Source organism: Streptomyces sp. NPDC102441 (genome assembly GCF_044765585.1).
Lineage (GTDB): Bacteria > Actinomycetota > Actinomycetes > Streptomycetales > Streptomycetaceae > Streptomyces.
The window spans coordinates 138,094-154,256 of record NZ_JBIWKH010000001.1; the positions used below are offsets into that span (position 1 = coordinate 138,094).

12 protein-coding genes are annotated in these 16,163 nt (G+C 70.1%); 3 read left to right on the forward strand and 9 right to left on the reverse strand.

What is annotated here, in order from left to right; genetic code table 11:
- Nucleotide 1: 1 nt before the first annotated feature.
- The 3 genes from ACIREO_RS00630 to ACIREO_RS00640 form a co-directional block, all read right to left on the reverse strand.
- Nucleotides 2-340: a P-II family nitrogen regulator gene (locus ACIREO_RS00630; RefSeq protein WP_014048583.1), complete on the reverse strand. Its 339-nt coding sequence runs from the start codon at nt 338-340 to the stop codon at nt 2-4.
- On the reverse strand, nt 337-1,689 hold the full coding sequence (locus tag ACIREO_RS00635; protein WP_404103025.1) for an ammonium transporter: 1,353 nt from the start codon (nt 1,687-1,689) through the stop codon (nt 337-339). Before ACIREO_RS00635 ends, ACIREO_RS00630 begins: the two co-directional genes overlap by 4 nt.
- A 338-nt stretch (nt 1,690-2,027) precedes the next feature.
- Complete coding sequence (locus ACIREO_RS00640; RefSeq protein WP_404103028.1) at nt 2,028-3,503, reverse strand: hypothetical protein; 1,476 nt, start codon at nt 3,501-3,503, stop codon at nt 2,028-2,030.
- A gap of 421 nt (nt 3,504-3,924) precedes the next feature.
- Here ACIREO_RS00640 and ACIREO_RS00645 point away from each other — a divergent pair, with 421 nt between their 5' ends.
- Nucleotides 3,925-4,572, forward strand: a complete 648-nt coding sequence (locus tag ACIREO_RS00645) for a bifunctional DNA primase/polymerase (protein ID WP_404103031.1) — start codon at nt 3,925-3,927, stop codon at nt 4,570-4,572.
- Nucleotides 4,573-4,636: 64 nt separating this feature from the next.
- Here ACIREO_RS00645 and ftsY read toward each other — a convergent pair whose 3' ends face one another.
- Nucleotides 4,637-5,842 (reverse strand): signal recognition particle-docking protein FtsY, encoded by a 1,206-nt coding sequence (gene ftsY, locus ACIREO_RS00650; protein WP_404103033.1) that lies wholly within the window; start codon nt 5,840-5,842, stop codon nt 4,637-4,639.
- A gap of 110 nt (nt 5,843-5,952) precedes the next feature.
- On the opposite strand from ftsY, the gene ACIREO_RS00655 reads away from it, so the two are divergent.
- A complete protein-coding gene (locus ACIREO_RS00655) occupies nt 5,953-7,344 on the forward strand; it encodes a purine-cytosine permease family protein (RefSeq protein ID WP_404103036.1) in 1,392 nt (463 codons plus the stop codon).
- A 98-nt stretch (nt 7,345-7,442) separates the two neighbouring features.
- Here the strand turns inward: ACIREO_RS00655 and ACIREO_RS00660 are convergent, their stop codons facing one another.
- From ACIREO_RS00660 to ACIREO_RS00675, 4 genes are all read right to left on the reverse strand, one after another.
- Entirely contained in the window at nt 7,443-8,861 is a 1,419-nt protein-coding gene (locus tag ACIREO_RS00660) for a sugar porter family MFS transporter (protein ID WP_404103039.1), read from the reverse strand.
- Between the two features lie 252 nt (nt 8,862-9,113).
- Nucleotides 9,114-12,839 carry an AAA family ATPase gene (locus tag ACIREO_RS00665; RefSeq protein WP_404103042.1) on the reverse strand — a complete coding sequence of 1,242 codons (3,726 nt, stop codon included), beginning with the start codon at nt 12,837-12,839 and terminating at the stop codon, nt 9,114-9,116.
- 309 nt (nt 12,840-13,148) lie between these two features.
- Nucleotides 13,149-13,361: a hypothetical protein gene (locus ACIREO_RS00670; RefSeq protein WP_033304037.1), complete on the reverse strand. Its 213-nt coding sequence runs from the start codon at nt 13,359-13,361 to the stop codon at nt 13,149-13,151.
- Between the two features lie 438 nt (nt 13,362-13,799).
- Nucleotides 13,800-14,081 carry an acylphosphatase gene (locus tag ACIREO_RS00675; RefSeq protein ID WP_404103045.1) on the reverse strand — a complete coding sequence of 94 codons (282 nt, stop codon included), beginning with the start codon at nt 14,079-14,081 and terminating at the stop codon, nt 13,800-13,802.
- A 155-nt stretch (nt 14,082-14,236) separates the two neighbouring features.
- On the opposite strand from ACIREO_RS00675, the gene ACIREO_RS00680 reads away from it, so the two are divergent.
- Complete coding sequence (locus ACIREO_RS00680) at nt 14,237-15,181, forward strand: CAP domain-containing protein (RefSeq protein ID WP_404103048.1); 945 nt, start codon at nt 14,237-14,239, stop codon at nt 15,179-15,181.
- A 115-nt stretch (nt 15,182-15,296) separates the two neighbouring features.
- On the opposite strand, the gene mutM is transcribed toward ACIREO_RS00680, so the two are convergent.
- Nucleotides 15,297-16,154 (reverse strand): bifunctional DNA-formamidopyrimidine glycosylase/DNA-(apurinic or apyrimidinic site) lyase, encoded by an 858-nt coding sequence (gene mutM, locus ACIREO_RS00685; RefSeq protein ID WP_404103051.1) that lies wholly within the window; start codon nt 16,152-16,154, stop codon nt 15,297-15,299.
- Nucleotides 16,155-16,163: the final 9 nt, after the last annotated feature.

Here is a 16,163-nt window from a genome sequence, read left to right on the forward strand (position 1 = left end):
GTCAGAGTGCGTCCGGGCCGCGTTCGCCGGTCCGTACGCGGATCGCGGTCTCGACCGGGACGCTCCACACCTTGCCGTCACCGATCTTGCCGGTCCGGGCGGCCTTGACGACCACGTCGATGAGCTGTTCGGCGTCCTCGTCCTCGACGAGGACCTCGATGCGGATCTTCGGGACGAGGTCGACGGTGTACTCGGCACCACGGTAGACCTCGGTGTGTCCGCGCTGACGCCCGTAGCCGCTGGCTTCCGTGACCGTGAGGCCCTGGACGCCGAAGGCCTGGAGGGCCTCCTTGATCTCGTCCAGCCTGTGTGGCTTCACGACTGCGGTGATGAGCTTCATGCGTCCACCTTCTTGTTCGTCGGGGCTGCCGTGGTGCCGGGCGCCGGAGGCGCGGTGCGCGTGACCGCGCCTCCGCCGGCGCCGCTGAAGTCGTATGCCGTCTCGGCGTGCTCGATCTGGTCGATGCCGGAGATCTCGTCGTCCTCGGAGACCCGCATCCCGATCGTCCTGTCCAGGATGAAGGCGAGGACCGCGGAGACCACCAGGGAGTACGCGAGGACCGCGAACACTCCGACGGCCTGCTTCCCGAGCTGGTCGAGGCCACCGCCGTAGAAGAGGCCCTTGGCGTCGGACTGCACACCGCCGGTGGCGAAGAAGCCGACGAGGAGCGAGCCGATGACACCGCCGACGAGGTGGACGCCGACGACGTCCAGGGAGTCGTCGTAGCCGAACCTGTACTTGAGGCCGACGGCCATGGCGCACAGGACACCGGCGATCACACCGACGGCGATGGCGCCGAGGGGACTGACGGAACCGCCCGCGGGGGTGATGGCGACAAGGCCGGCGACGGCGCCCGAGGCGGCACCCAGGGTGGTGAAGGAGCCGTGGCGGATCTTCTCGTAGGCGAGCCAGCCGAGGACCGCCGCACCGGCGGCGACCTGCGTGTTGACGAACATGACGGCGCCGACACCGTCGTCGTTGCCGAGCCACGAGCCGGCGTTGAAGCCGAACCAGCCGAACCACAGGAGGGCCGCACCGAGCATCACGAGCGGCAGGCTGTGGGGCCGCATCGGGTCCTTCTTGAAGCCGACCCGCTTGCCGATGACGAGGATCACGCCGAGGGCCGCCGCGCCCGCGTTGATGTGGACGGCCGTACCGCCCGCGAAGTCGATGACACCCAGCTCGTACAGCCAGCCGCCCGCACCCCATACCCAGTGGGCGACGGGGAAGTAGACGACGGTGACCCAGAGGGTGATGAACAGGGCCCAGGAGGTGAATTTGACCCGGTCGGCGAGGGCGCCGCTGATGAGAGCCGGGGTGAGCACGGCGAACATCAGCTGGAAGACCGCGAAGACGTAGGTCGGGATGGTGTAGCCGTCCCAGAGCTCGGTCACACCGATTCCGCTGAGGCCGACGTAGTCCGAGCTCCAGCCGATGACGGAGCCGACGTCGGTGCCGAAGGCGAGGCTGAACCCGTAGAGCACCCAGAGGATCGTGACGATCCCGAGGCTGATGAAGCTCATCATCAGCATGTTCAGGGTGCTCTTGACGCGGACCATGCCTCCGTAGAAGAAGGCCAGACCCGGGGTCATGAGCATCACCAGCGCGGAGCAGATGAGCATGAACCCTGTGTTGGCGGCAGACAGCTGCGGGGCGTCTGCGGCAAGCGTCGTGATGCCTGGGGGCATCGGCGTCTCCTCGTCGTCGGTGCGGCCACGTGCGGGGGTGCGGGACCACGGTGAAAAGGTGCGGGCCGGTTATGCGCCATGAGATTCGCGCAGCGCGGTTTCCACGAATGCCGCACGGTGTTTCACCGCAGTGACGAAGGAGCTCCGCGTGTTACGTACCGATGAACCCGGGGTGTCGGGCCCGGTGTGGTGCCTACCATGCTGCCTGCGCCGCATACGGTGCGGCAGGAGCGCACGACGACGTGAACCGGCCACGACGGCGACCCGCTGACCTGGCGATGGGGGAGCCGAGTCGGGTGGTACGGGGCGGCCGTCGTGGCCGGTGGCGGAGGTGCCGGTCAGACCGCTTCGGCGGTCTCCGGGAGCTGCTCGGTGAGCAGGTCGGTGAGCCGGGCGACCTCGGGAATGTCCCCGAAGTCCCTGGCAGCGGTGTCGACGGTCTTGCGGAGCCTGGTGTTGACGCGCTCCGACCTGACCTTCTTGGCGATCCTCAGGGCCGTGGTGGCGAGGACCGTCGACTCCTCCGGCTCCCGCTTGAGGAGATGCACGGTGGCCATGCCGATCAGATTGAGCGCGTAGGACCTCTGGTGTTCGTCGTCGTCGCCGAAGAGCTCGACGGCGCGGGCCATGACGGGCTCGGCGAGCGAGGCGTACGTGGGGCTCCGGCCCGCGACATAGGCGAGGTCACGGTAGGAGTGGGCGTTCTCGCCGTGCAGTTCGGCGTCGGAGAAGAAACGGATCCAGTCGGGCTCGGGCTCGTCGTCGAGGGCGGCGTCGGCGAAGGTGTCCTCGGCCATCCTGACCGCTCGCTTGCACTTGCTCGGCTGGCCCATGTTGGCGTAGGCGCGGGCCTCCATCGCATACAGCATGGCCTGGGTCCGTGACGTGGCGCAGTCACGGCTGCCGTACTGGGCGAGATGGATCAGTTCGAGTGCGTCGTCGGGCCGGCCGAGGTGGATCATCTGGCGGCTCATGCTGGAGAGGATGTAGGAACCCAGCGGCTTGTCGCCGGCCTCCTTGGAGGCGTGCAGGGCGAGTACGAAGTACTTCTGGGCGGTGGGCTGGAGGCCCACGTCGTAGCTCATCCAGCCCGCGAGCTCGGCCAGTTCGGCGGCGCAGCGGAACAACCGCCTGGCGGTGGACTGGGGCTGCGGCTCCTGGAGCAGGTCGGTGACCTCGTGGAGCTGGCCGACGACGGCCTTGCGCCGCAGCCCGCCACCGCACTGGGCGTCCCACTGGCGGAACATCGCCGTGGTGGATTCCAGCAGGTCCAGCTCGGGGCCGGAGAGCCGCGAGGGGCGGCTGTCCGCGGCCGGCAGCTCGGGTTCCGGCTGCCCCGGGCGGGTGACGGGCACCAGCCAGCGCTGCATGGGCTCGATGAGGGTGGGGCCGGCGGCCAGTGCGAGGGAGCTGCCGAGGAAGCCGCGCCTGGCGAGCATGAGGTCGCTGCGGGAGAACTCGCTGAGCAGCGCGACGGTCTGCGGTCCCGCCCAGGGCAGGTCGACCCCCGCCACCGAGGGTGCCTGGTGGGCGGCGCGCAGCCCGAGGTCCTCGACGGAGACGACGGTGCCGAAGCGCTCGGAGAAGAGCTCGGAGAGGATGCGCGGAATCGGTTCGCGGGGCTGTTCGCCGTCGAGCCAGCGGCGCACCCGGGACGTGTCGGTGCTGATGTGGTGGGCACCCAGCTGCCGGGCCCGACGGTTCACCTGGCGGGCGAGCTCGCCCTTCGACCAGCCGCTCCGCACGAACCACGATCCCAATTGCCCGTTGGGGCGCTTCCCGGCACTCGTCTCGCCTGCGCCACTGCCACTCACTGGAACGCCCCCATCCCGCTGAAACCTGTCGCGCGAACCTCTATCAGAATGCCGCGCCCCGGTACTGTCCGTACGCACGTCCCGCATGATCGAACAGATCGGCGAATTGCCCTGGGCATACTCAACTGCAGATGCAATTGCAGCTTCGAGTACCCACAGTAATCCTACGATCACCGCTTCGGCGAGGGCCGTTGCGGAAACGCCACCATTCGCCACCCCTTCGGATGAACCCGTTCGGCGTAGTCCGCGATTCACTTGACAGGCCGCGATCAGCAGCAAGCGGAGTGAAGCATTCAGGGGCGCGCGGCTCAGCTCGCACACCCCTGGGACACCACCCCGAGCTCCGACGGATCGGCGGCGACGGAGGACGTCCGGTGCTCCGGGTCGTAACCACCGGTGAGTCGGACCCGTTGGAGGGGGCATGGGCTTCACGATCGGCGGCATCCGGGAGATACGGTCCGGCACGCGGCGCCGCGGCCGCACGGCCGGGGCGACCGCGGTGGCCGAATACACAGGACTCTGGGGCTGGGCGGTGGCCCCCGGCGCGCGCGCCGCGGCAGGGGTCTGCTCGTGCGGCGACAGCGCCTGCGCCGCGCCCGGCGCGCATCCGCTCGACTTCGCACGCGAGGTGCCGCCGGGCGCCACCCTCGGCATGGCCGCTGACGCCTGGGCGGAGGTTCCGGGGGCCTCGATGCTGCTCCCCGCCGGCCGGTCCTTCGACGTCCTCGACGTCCCCGAGGCCGCCGGCCGGCGTGCGCTGGTACGCATGGAGCGGATGGGACTGCCGCTGGGGCCGGTGGCGGTGACGCCGACGGGTCGTACACAGTTCTTCGTCGCCCCCGGGGCCGCGGCCGGGCTGCCCGGACTGCTCTACCGGATGGGCTGGGACGACGCGGATCTGGACCTGCGGGCGCTGGGCCGGGGTGCGTACGTCACCGCTCCCCCGTCGGACCTCGGGGGCCTCGGCCCGGTCCGCTGGCTGCGTCCGCCGGTGCCGGACACGGCCTCCGCTCCCCCGCAGGCCCGGCTGCTGCTGGGCACGCTCGCCTACATATGCCACCGGTGGTGAAAGCCGAAGGGCGGTGAACCCCTCTCGGGTCCACCGCCCTTCGGCGTACGTGGGATGCGTCCCGTCAGTCGCCGATCAGCGCGTCGACGAAGGCGTCCGGCTCGAACGGGGCGAGGTCGTCCGGACCCTCGCCGAGGCCGATGAGCTTCACGGGGACGCCCAGCTCGCGCTGGACGGCGATCACGATGCCGCCCTTGGCGGTGCCGTCCAGCTTGGTGAGCACGATGCCGGTGATGTCGACCACCTCGGCGAAGACCCGCGCCTGGACGAGACCGTTCTGTCCGGTCGTGGCGTCGAGGACGAGCAGGATCTCGTCGAGCGGCCCGTGCTTCTCCACGACCCGCTTGACCTTGCCCAGCTCGTCCATGAGACCGGTCTTGGTGTGCAGCCGGCCCGCGGTGTCGATGAGCACCACGTCGGCGCCCTCGGCGATGCCCTCCTTCACCGCGTCGAAGGCGATCGAAGCGGGATCGCCGCCCTCGGGGCCGCGTACCGTACGGGCGCCGACGCGCTCGCCCCAGGTCTGGAGCTGGTCGGCGGCGGCGGCGCGGAAGGTGTCGGCTGCGCCGAGCAGGACGCTGCGGCCGTCGGCGACGAGCACCCGGGCGAGCTTGCCCGTCGTGGTCGTCTTGCCGGTGCCGTTGACTCCGACGACCATCACGACGCCGGGTGTCTCCTCGCCGCCTTCCGTCTTCACCACGCGGTCGAGGTCGGGGCCGAGGAGGGTGATGAGCTCCTCACGCAGCAGGGTGCGCAGTTCGTCGGGCGTACGGGTGCCGAGGACACGGACCCGTTCACGGAGCCGCTCCACCAGCTCCTGGGTGGGCGCGACGCCGACATCGGCGGTGAGGAGGGTGTCCTCGATCTCCTCCCAGGTGTCCTCGTCGAGATTGTCGCGGGACAGAAGCGTGAGCAGCCCCTTGCCCAGGGAGTTCTGTGAACGGGCGAGCCGGGCGCGGAGCCGGACCAGCCGGCCGGCGGTGGGCTCGGGGACTTCGAGCTCGGGGATCTCCGGCTCGATGACGACGGGGGTTTCCTCGACGGGAGTCCCGGCGCCGGGGAGACCGACCTCCTCGATGGTGCGCCGCGCTTCGTCGCGCGGCGTCTCGGCCTCCTCGCCGACGCGGGGTTCGGCGGGAGGAGTGAGGGTCGGCGTGCTCGACGGCGCCTCGGGCGGCAGCTGCTTCTTCTTGCGGCTGCTGACCACGAGCCCGCTGATCAGGCCGACCGCGACCAGGGCGATGACTACAGCAAGGATGACGATTTCCATAACGCGTCCAGTATCGGCCACAGCCGGGGTCCGGCGCGGCCCCGGAGAGCGAGGGGCGTCGACCGCATGGCCTGTATGCCACTTTTGGGCGTAAAGGTACGCTGCTGCCCGTGGAGAACCGCGGCCTGGATCCCGTCCCCGACGACGAACGCACCGGCCGGGTCCGCACCCTGTTCCCCACCTGGGTGACGGCCAACATGACGGTGCTGCTGCTGACCGTGGGAGCCGGGCTCACCGTCTTCAACGGGCTGAACTTCTGGCAGGTGCTGGCCGTGGCGGTCACGGCCCCCGTGCTCTCGTTCGGACTGGTCGGCCTCGTGTCGATCGCGGGCAAGCGCGGCGGGGCTCCCGGCATGGCACTTTCCAGGGCTGTTTTCGGACAGCGCGGCAATTTCTTCCCCGGGGCCCTGCTGTGGGTGGTCCGCTGGGGGTGGGAGACCGTGAACGCGGTCACCGGCTCCTATGCCCTGCTGGCGGCACTCGATCTGTTGTTCGACATCCAGCGCACCCACACTCTGGTCCTGGTGACGCTGACGGCCTTCGTCGCCGCCGGCTTCCTCGTGTCGGGGCTCGGGATCAGGGCGCTACGGATGTCCTCCTGGGTGTCCGTACGGCTCTTCGGGGCCGCGAGTCTCCTGGTCCTGGCCGACCTGATCGGCTCGGCCCCGTGGCGGACGATCCTGGACCGGCCGCCGGGTCCGGCGGCGATGATGATCGCGGGGATCGGGACACTGGCGGCCGGTGGCATCTCATGGGTCCCCTCGGCCCCGGACTTCGCCCGCTACCTGCCGCGCACCGCGTCCGGCCGGGCGATGGTCGGCGCGACCGTGGGCGGGGCGCTGGTCACGGTGCTACCGATGGTCATGATGGGCGCGGTGATGGCGGTGAGCTCACCGCACCTGGCGGTCACGAAGGATCCCGTGGCGTTCATCGGCGAGCTGCTGCCGAAGTGGATCTCGGTGCCCTATCTCCTGACAGCCGTCGTCGGCATGGTGCTGATCAACGCGATGTCGATGTACTCCGCCGGTTTCACCGCGCAGACGCTCGGGTTCGCCATTCCCCGCGCCTGGGCCGTGGGCGTGAACGCGACGATCAGTCTGCTGCTCGGCGGAACGCTGATGATGGTGGCGACGAGTTTCATCGACACCTTCCTCTCGTTCCTGACGCTGCTCGGTGTGACCTTCTCCGCCTGGATCGGTGTCTTCGGTGTGGATCTGCTGCGGGGCCGTACGTACGACGCGGTGGCCCTCATGGACACCACACCGGGCAGCGGCTACTGGTACACAAGGGGGTTCAGCCCGCAGGCCATGGGCGCCTGGGCCCTGGCGCTCGTGACGGGGCTGCTGTTCACCGACGTCGAGTGGTTCTCCGGCCCGCTCGCCACTTCCTGGACCGGGCGTCACGGGCTGGGCTGGGCGGCCACACTCCTTGTCGCGGCCGGGGCGTACGCGGTACTGCCGCGCCCGGCGGACGGGACGGGCGGCGCCCCGGCCCGGTTCTGACGCCGCGTCGGCGGACGGCCCGGGACGGAACAGAACGCTGCCCCGGGCCGGCATGGGCCGGACCGGGGCAGCGGGGTCGAGGAGAGGGGCAGCGGGGATCAGCCCATCTCCTCCAGCGCCTTGCCCTTGGTCTCCTTCACGAACTTGAGCACGAAGGGGATCGAGAGCACGGCGAAGCAGGTGTAGATGATGTAGGTGCCCGACAGGTTCCAGTCGGCCAGGCTCGGGAAGCTCGCGGTGATCGCCCAGTTGGCGATCCACTGCGCGGAGGCGGCGACACCGAGCGCGGCGGCGCGGATCCGGTTCGGAAACATCTCGCCGAGGAAGACCCAGACCACGACACCCCACGACAGGGCGAAGAAGAGCACGAAGACGTGGGCGGCGATCAGGGCGACGGTGCCCTGGGTCGTGGGCAGCTTGCCGTCGACGAGATCCGCGGAGAAGGCCCAGGCCTCGAACGCCAGGGCGACGGCCATACCGATGGATCCGACGAGCGCGAGCGGCCTGCGGCCGACCCGGTCCACCAGGACCATGGCGATCACGGTGCCGATGATGTTGATGATCGACGTGGTGAACGAGTAGAAGAACGAGTCGGTCGGGTCGATGCCGACGGACTGCCACAGCGTCGCCGAGTAGTAGAAGGCGACGTTGATGCCGACGAGCTGCTGGAAGACCGACAGGCCGATACCGACCCAGACGATCGGCAGGAAGCCGAAGCGGCTCCCCAGCAGGTCGCTGAACTTGGACTTGTGTTCCCGGTGCATGGCCGTCTCGATCTCGTCCACGCGCGCGTCGAGGTCGATGTTCTTGCCCTCGACCTCTTCGAGGATCTTCCGGGCGCGGTCCTTCTTGCCGACGGAGATCAGGAAGCGCGGCGATTCGGGGATCGCGAAGGACAGCAGCCCGTACAGGATGGCCGGTACGACCATCACGCCGAGCATCCACTGCCAGGCCTCGAAGCCGGCGATCTTGCCCCGCTGATCGCCGTCGGCGATCTGCAGGATGCCGTAGTTGACCAGCTGGGAGATGGCGATACCGACGACGATGGCAGCCTGCTGGAAGGAGCCGAGGCGGCCGCGGTAGGCGGGCGGCGAGACCTCGGCGATATAGGCCGGGCCGATGACCGAGGCCATACCGATCGCGAAGCCGCCGATGATCCGCCACATGGCGAGGTCCCAGAGGGCGAACGGCAGCGCGGATCCGACGGCGCTGATGGTGAACAGCACCGAGGCGATCTGCATACAGCGGATACGGCCGATCCGGTCGGCGATGCGTCCCGCCGTCGCCGCACCGATCGCACAGCCGATCAGCGCGATGGCGATCACCTGGGCAAGCGTCCCCGACCCGATGTCGTAGCGGTGACGGATGGCCTCGACGGCGCCGTTGATGACGGAGCTGTCGTAGCCGAAGAGAAAGCCGCCCATCGCTGCGGCTGCGGTGATGAAGATGACATGGCCGAGATGGTCCGGGTGGGCCTCCCGGGCTCCGGACTCCGGTCCGCGCGCTGTGCTGGTCACATGAACTCCTGGTACCTGGCCGCAACGTCAGGTGTGGGGGGTGAGCCCTCCTAGTGGTTCACAACTTCCGGTCGACCACCACTTGAAGGTAAAAACAACATTGCTGAGGTTATGCGTTCAAGTTTCGAAGTCAAGACTCGATTCTCGTGAAGTAGTCCCTCACAAGTACCCAGGAACGCCCAAAAGGTGCGTTGAACTGTTGAAGATTAGGTAAAGGAGATGTGACCGCTCGTCAGTCAGCGAACGGAGGGCTCAGCGGAGCCGCTGGCTGATCACCTTGGAGACGCCGTCGCCCTGCATCGAGACGCCGTACAGCGCGTCGGCGACCTCCATCGTCCGCTTCTGGTGCGTGATGACGATGAGCTGGGAGCTCTCCTGGAGCTCCACCATGATCCGGATCAGGCGCTGCAGATTCGTGTCGTCGAGCGCCGCCTCCACCTCGTCCATGACGTAGAACGGGCTCGGCCTCGCCTTGAAGATGGAGACCAGCAGGGCAACGGCCGTAAGGGATCGCTCTCCACCGGACAGCAGGGAGAGCCGCTTGACCTTCTTGCCCGGCGGCCTGGCCTCGACGTCCAGACCGGTCGTCAGCATGTTGTCCGGGTCCGTGAGGATCAGACGGCCTTCGCCGCCCGGGAAGAGCCGGGAGAACACACCCTCGAACTCGCGTGCGGTGTCCCGGAAGGCCTCCGTGAACACCTGCTCGACCCGCTCGTCGACCTCCTTGATCACCTGCATCAGATCGGCCCGGGTCTTCTTCAGGTCTTCGAGCTGCTCGGAGAGGAACTTGTGCCGTTCCTCCAGTGCCGAGAACTCCTCTAGGGCGAGAGGATTCACCTTCCCGAGTTGCTGATACGCCCGTTCGGCCGCCTTCAGCCGCTTCTCCTGCTCGGCCCTGACGAAGGGCACGGGCTGGTTGCGCGCGTGCTCAGGATCGGCCGGAAGCTCCTCGCCCTCCGCCGCGGGGGACGGCGGCACCAGCTGTTCCGGACCGTACTCGGCGGCCAGGCCGGCAGGCTCGACACCGAACTCCTCCAGCGCCTTGGCCTCCACCTGCTCCATGCGCAGCCGCTTCTCGGCGCCGAGCACCTCGCCCCGGTGAACCGAGTCGGTGAGGCGGTCGAGCTCGCTCTTGAGGTCACGGCCCCGCCCGCGTTCGGCCGCCAGGTCCCGCTCGCGTTCGGCCTTCGCCGCCTCGGCCCTGGTCCGTTCCTCCTCGGCCCGTACGACCGAGACCTCGACATGGGCGAGCAGCTGCCGGGCGCCCGACGCCACGGCGGTGGCCACGGCGGCCTCGTGGCGCAGCCGGGCGCGGCGCTGCTCCGCACGGGCACGCGCCTCGCGCTCGGCCCTGGCCCCGCGGTCGAGGGCATCGGCCCGCCCTGCAAGCGCCTTGACCCGTTCCTCGTGGGTACGGGCCTGGAGACGGGCCTCCATCTCGGTCTGGCGCGCGTTCGCCCCGTCGGCGGCGAGCCGGTCCCGTACAGAGGTGTCGGGCTCCTCCTCGACCGGGGTCTCCTCCGCGACCAGCAGCCGCTCGGCCAGCTCCTCGGCCTCCTCGGTGGCCTGCTCCAGCGCCTCCTGCGCCCGGGCGGCGGACGCGGTCATCCGCTCGGCCTCCCCCGCGGCGCCACGGGCCTGTCCGGCAAGCCGCCCGAGCTGCTGAGCCACTCCGGACTTCTCCCGCTCGGCGGCCCGGCGCCGCTCCCCGAGCTCCTCCACCCGGGCCGCGCCCTCGCCGCGCCGTGCGGCCTCGTCGCGCTGGGCCGAGGCGAGTTCCTCGCAGCGCACGGCGAGCTCGGCCAGTTCGGCGGCGGCCTCGTCGACGGATGCCTGGACCTCCAGCAGGCTGGGTGCCCCGGCGGATCCGCCGTGTGCGAAGTGGGCGCCCAGCACATCGCCCTCAGCGGTGACGGCGGTCAGCCCGGGGTGGGCGGCGACCAGTTCCTCGGCGTCCTCCAGTGTTCCGACGACGACCATGTCGCGCACCAGCAGCCGCACCGCCGCCATCAGTTCTCCGGGCCCCCGCACCAGGCCGGCGACGACAGGCGGGGCGGACGCCCCGGTGGCGACGGCCCGGCCGGCGGACGCCGCACCGTGCTCCGCACCGGAGGCTGCCGGACCGTGCTCCGCACCGGGGAGCGTGACGGCCGTGGGACCGTGCTCCGCACCGGACGACTGTCCGGGTACCTGGCCCGCAGGGCCGTCGGCGGGCTCCCGCAGCGGCTCCGTACCCTGCGCGGGCACCTGGCCGCCGCCGGCCCCGCCCGTCACCAGCGACGCGCGCCCCGCGTCCTGCTTGCGCAGCAGGCGGATCGCGTCCGCCGCGGCGGCCGGACCCGCCACCGCGACGGCGTCGGCGGCCACGCCCAGTGCGGCGGCGACCGCGACCTCGTACCCCGGGGCCACCGTGAGCAGCTCCGCGACCGGCCCGAGCACCCCGGAGAGCCTCTCCCCCGCACCGAGCAGCACCCCGGTGCCGTCCTTGCGCCGGAGGCCCAGCGACAGTGCCTCGTGCCGGGCGGAGACCGCCGCGCGGCTGCGTTCCGCCGCGGTGACCGCCTCGCGTGCGGTGCTCAGGGCGGCCTCCGCCCCGGCCAGTTCCCGTTTGGCCGCCTCGTGCTGCTCCGCCAGCTCCGCGTCACCGGCGTCGAGCCCCTCGACCTCCGCCTTGAGCTGCTCGTACTCCTCCTGGGCCGCGACCGCCCGCTCCTGCGCCTCGTCCCGCGACGCGGCCAGCCGGTCGATCTCGGCCTGGGCCGAACCCGCCCGGCTGCGTGCCGCGTTGACCTGCCCGGTGAGCCGGGCGAGCCCTTCGCGCCGGTCGGCGATGGCCCGGGCCGCGTCCCGGAGCCTGCGCTCCTCCGAGGCCAACTCCCGCTCCAGTTCGGCCCGGTGCGCGGTGGTGTCCTCCAGGGCGTGCTCCGCCGCTTCGAGCGCCGCCTCCAGCTCCGCCTCCTGCTCGCGGATCCGGGCGGCCTCCCGCTCCATGTCCTCCGGGTCCCTCCCGCGCCGCTCCTCCTCCGGTGCGGCAGTGGCGCTCTTCACCCGGGCGTCGGCGAGCGAGATCGTGCCCCGCACGCGTTCGGCCAGCTGCGAGAGTTCGTACCAGGTCTGCTGGGCCCGTTGCAGGCGCGGCGCGAGCCGGCGCACCTCGTCCTCCAGGTCCGCCTCGCGGGCGAGCGCCGCCTTGAGGTCTGCCTCCGCCGCCTCCCGGCGCCGCTTGAGGGCCGCTTCGTCGGCGATCTCGCCGCGCAGCGCCTCCCTCAGCCGCACCAGGTCGTCGGCGAGCAGACGCAGCCGGGCGTCCCGCAGATCGGCCTGGATGACGGCGGCCCGGCGTGCCACGGCGGCCTGCCGGCCCAGCGGTTTGAGCTGACGACGCAGTTCGTCGGTGAGGTCCTGGACGCGGGCGAGGTTGGCGCCCATCGCCTCCAGCTTCCGCAGCGCCTTCTCCTTGCGCTTACGGTGCTTGAGCACTCCCGCCGCCTCTTCGATGAAGGCGCGGCGCCCCGTCGGATCGGCGTGCAGGACCGAGTCCAGCCGGCCCTGGCCGACGATGACGTGCATCTCGCGGCCGATACCGGAGTCCGAGAGGAGTTCCTGGATGTCGAGCAGCCGGCACGTCTCGCCGTTGATCTGATATTCGCTGCCGCCGTTGCGGAACATGATCCGGGTGATCTTCACTTCGGCGTACTCGATGGGCAGCGCGCCATCGGAATTGTCGATGGTCAGCGACACTTCCGCACGGCCCAGAGGCGGCCTTCCCGTGGTGCCGGCGAAGATCACGTCTTCCATCTTGCCGCCGCGCAGGGATTTGGCCCCCTGCTCGCCCATGACCCACGAGAGGGCATCCACCACATTGGATTTACCCGACCCGTTGGGGCCGACGACACAGGTGATCCCCGGTTCGAACCGCAGGGTCGTGGCGGAGGCGAACGATTTGAAACCACGGAGGGTCAGAGCCTTGAGGTGCACGCCGCCGGACTCTACCTTTCACTCTCGGTTTCGCTGATGAAGGTGCAGGGCACATCAGACGGTAAGCGAAGAGCGATAGGCCGGGGACAGCCCGGGGGGAAAGAAAGAAGGGACGCCGGAGCGTCCCTTGTAAATCCTGCACGGTGCTGCTGTGCAGTCATCCGAGCACAGTCTTGCGTAACGGATCGCGGGCGGACCGGATCACGAGCAGTCCTCGGTGTTCCGGGACGACGATCCGTGACGAAGACTTCGGTGGTTGATCCCGAGCGGCTGGCGTGTGGCCCGACCGGCCCCGGCAGGGCCTTGGGGTCAGGTCAGCGCGGGCTCCGCCTGGGGTACGTCGATGTCGATGCTGTCGAGCAGCGACTCTTGGTGCTGGGCGGCGGCGTTGAGCGCGTCGTTCTCGTCCTGGATCCGTACGAGCTCGGATTCCAGGTCCTGGACGCGCTTCTGAAGCCGTCGCATCTCGGCGAGGAGTCGCGGGTCGGAACCGCCGACGTAACCGAGAAGCGCCTTTGCCATGATGGATGGTCCTCCACACTGAGTGACCGACCGATGCGGTGTGGGTCGTATGGGAAATCGCACCCGCGGTGCTCGGCAGTACTTCTGTATTCACTGCTGTTCTGCTGTCACCAGCTCTGCCGAACAGCTAGGGTGCGCGGGGTTTTCAGCGTCTCACCAAAAAGTTTGACGGTCAACACGATCACACGCCGACGGGCCGGGCGTCCCGGGGGTGCGCGGCCTGACGATCATGCGGCGCGACTCTCTCGCGGGGTCCCGAAGGGTGTGTAGATCTTCGTCAATGCCGCAGCCTGGCACGACGCGCCCTTCTTGGCAACCATGTCCGGGCGCCCCCTTCCTCCGCAGGTCATTTCGGGTGCGGGGCTCCTGTCGGCCCTCCGTCCACCGCTCGCCACCCCTTGTACGCACAGCGGATCCGGCCCGCTTTCCCGGGCGCGATCAGCGGATCGCGAATCCCTCATATCCGCCGCGGGGCGTGTCCCAGATCTCAGTGACGCCTTCCACGCGGCCGGGTGTGTCGTCGGAGCCGAGCCAGTCGAGCAGACGGTGGCAATTCTCACGCGGCCCTTCGGCCACCACCTGCACCCGGCCGTCGTCGAGATTGAGGGCGAAGCCGGCGAGGTTTCCGATCTCCAAAGCATTTGCCCTGGTGAACCAGCGGAATCCTACTTGCTGTACTCGGCCGCGTACCCATACGACGAGTCGTGCATCTTCGTTCATGCCCGAACGCTAACCGGCCAATTGCTCAGCGAGCACGCCGCCCCAATCCGCCATGGCGTAAGGTCCCCTCGCAATAGCCTCACCCGAACGGGTGAGTTTGATCTTGAATACGGTGACGTCGGAACGACGCCCGGAGCACGAGGAAGGCACAGCGCATGGGACGGCATCGACGCGCAGGCGCGGCCCCCGCCGCTGAGCAGTACGCGGCGACCGCGGAGGACGGGCACCGGGGTGCACGCCGCAAGAAGCGAGCCGGTATACCCGTACGCGCCGGGCTCCTCGGCGTGTCCGCGGCGGTGGCCGTCGGAGCGGTGGCGGTGGCCTCCGGGCTGCTGCCCGGCGGCGACAGCTACAGGGTCAGCGGTGGCGGGTCCGCCGACCAGGTCGAAGCGGGCGGTGCTCCCGACCTGCTGACCCAGGGCGAGTCGTCGGCCGAGCCGACCGGCCGCACGTCGGCCTCCGCGTCGGCCGAGGCCAACCGTGGTGCCGGCCGTACCGCTCCACCCACGAAGTCCCCCTCGGCCACCCCCAGCGAGAAGCCGAGCACGAAGCCGTCAGCCACCGCCTCGAAGCCGGCGACGAAGACACCGGAACGGACGAAGGCGCCCGCCCCGAAGCCGAAGAGGACCACGTCGTCCAGCCCGGCGGCCAAGGCTCCGGCCGCTCCGAAGTCCTCGTCCGCCGCCCCGAGCAGCAAGGCTCCCGCCCCGGCGAGCCCGTCCGCCACCACCGCTCAGGCCGCGGTGCTCTCCCTGGTCAACGAGGAGCGCGCGAAGGTCGGCTGCAGCCCGGTCACCACCAGCACCTCACTGACCTCGCTCGCCCAGGACTTCAGCGAGGACATGGCGGCCCGGGACTTCTTCGGCCACACCGACCCCGACGGCGCGACCCCCTGGGACCGTGCCGCGGCAGCCGGCGTGCAGGGTCTGGGCGGCGAGAACATAGCCCGGGGCCAGGCCGGCGCCCAGGCCGTGATGGACGCCTGGATGAACAGCGAAGGCCACCGCGCGAACATTCTCAACTGCGACTACAAGACGCTCGGCGTGGGGGTCCACCTCGGCTCCGGCGGCCCCTGGTGGACGCAGGACTTCGGCTTCTGAGCCCTTCCGCACCGCCGGAACCGACAGCCCCCGCACCTGAGACACACAGTGCGGGGGCTGCTGCTGTCCGCGGCTCCACGGCGGGAGGCCCCGGATGGAGCCTGCGCCAGGGGCGTCAGGAGATTCGCGGCGGACGCTGACAGCGCGGGCAGAAGTAGCTGGAGCGGTTCATCCAAGGCCGCCGGCGCATCGGCGTGCCGCAGCGGTGGCAGGGTTCGTCCTCACGTCCGTAGGCGTCCAGCGACCGGTCGAAGTAGCCGGACTCGCCATTCACGTTGACGTACAGGCTGTCGAAGCTGGTGCCGCCCTGGTCGAGGGCCTCCCGCATCACGTCCCGGACATGGCCGAGCAGCTCCGCGGTCCTCGGGCGGGTCAGGGTCGCGGTCGGCCGCTCGTAGTGCAGCCGGCTGCGCCAGAGCGCCTCGTCGGCATAGATGTTTCCCACACCGCTGATCAGGGACTGGTCGAGGAGGGCGCGCTTGACCGTCGTACGGCGCAGGCGCAGCGCCAGGTGGAAGGCGGTGTCGTCGAAGGCCGGGTCGAGAGGGTCGCGTGCGATGTGCGCGATGACGTCGGGAAGGCCGTCAGGGGTGTTCTCGTGCAGCGACAGCCCGCCGAAGGTCCGCTGGTCGACGAAGCGCAGCTCGGTTCCGAGCGCGTCGTCGAAGCGGACCCTGATCCGCAGGTGCTTCTCGTCGGCGGCCTCCTCGGGCTGCACGAGCAGCTGCCCGCTCATGCCGAGGTGGCCCAGGAGTGAGGACTCCACCTCGTCGAGGGGGACCCAGAGGTATTTGCCGCGCCGCATCGCCGTGCCGAAACGCAGACCACGGAGCCGGGCCGCGAAGTCCGCGCCGCCCGTGAGGTGCCGGCGCACCGCGCGCGGGTGCAGGACCTCCACGTCCTCGACGGTGCGGCCGGAGGTCCAGCGCTCCAGACCCCGCCGCACGACTTCGACCTCGGGCAGTTCGGGCACGGCGGGCGC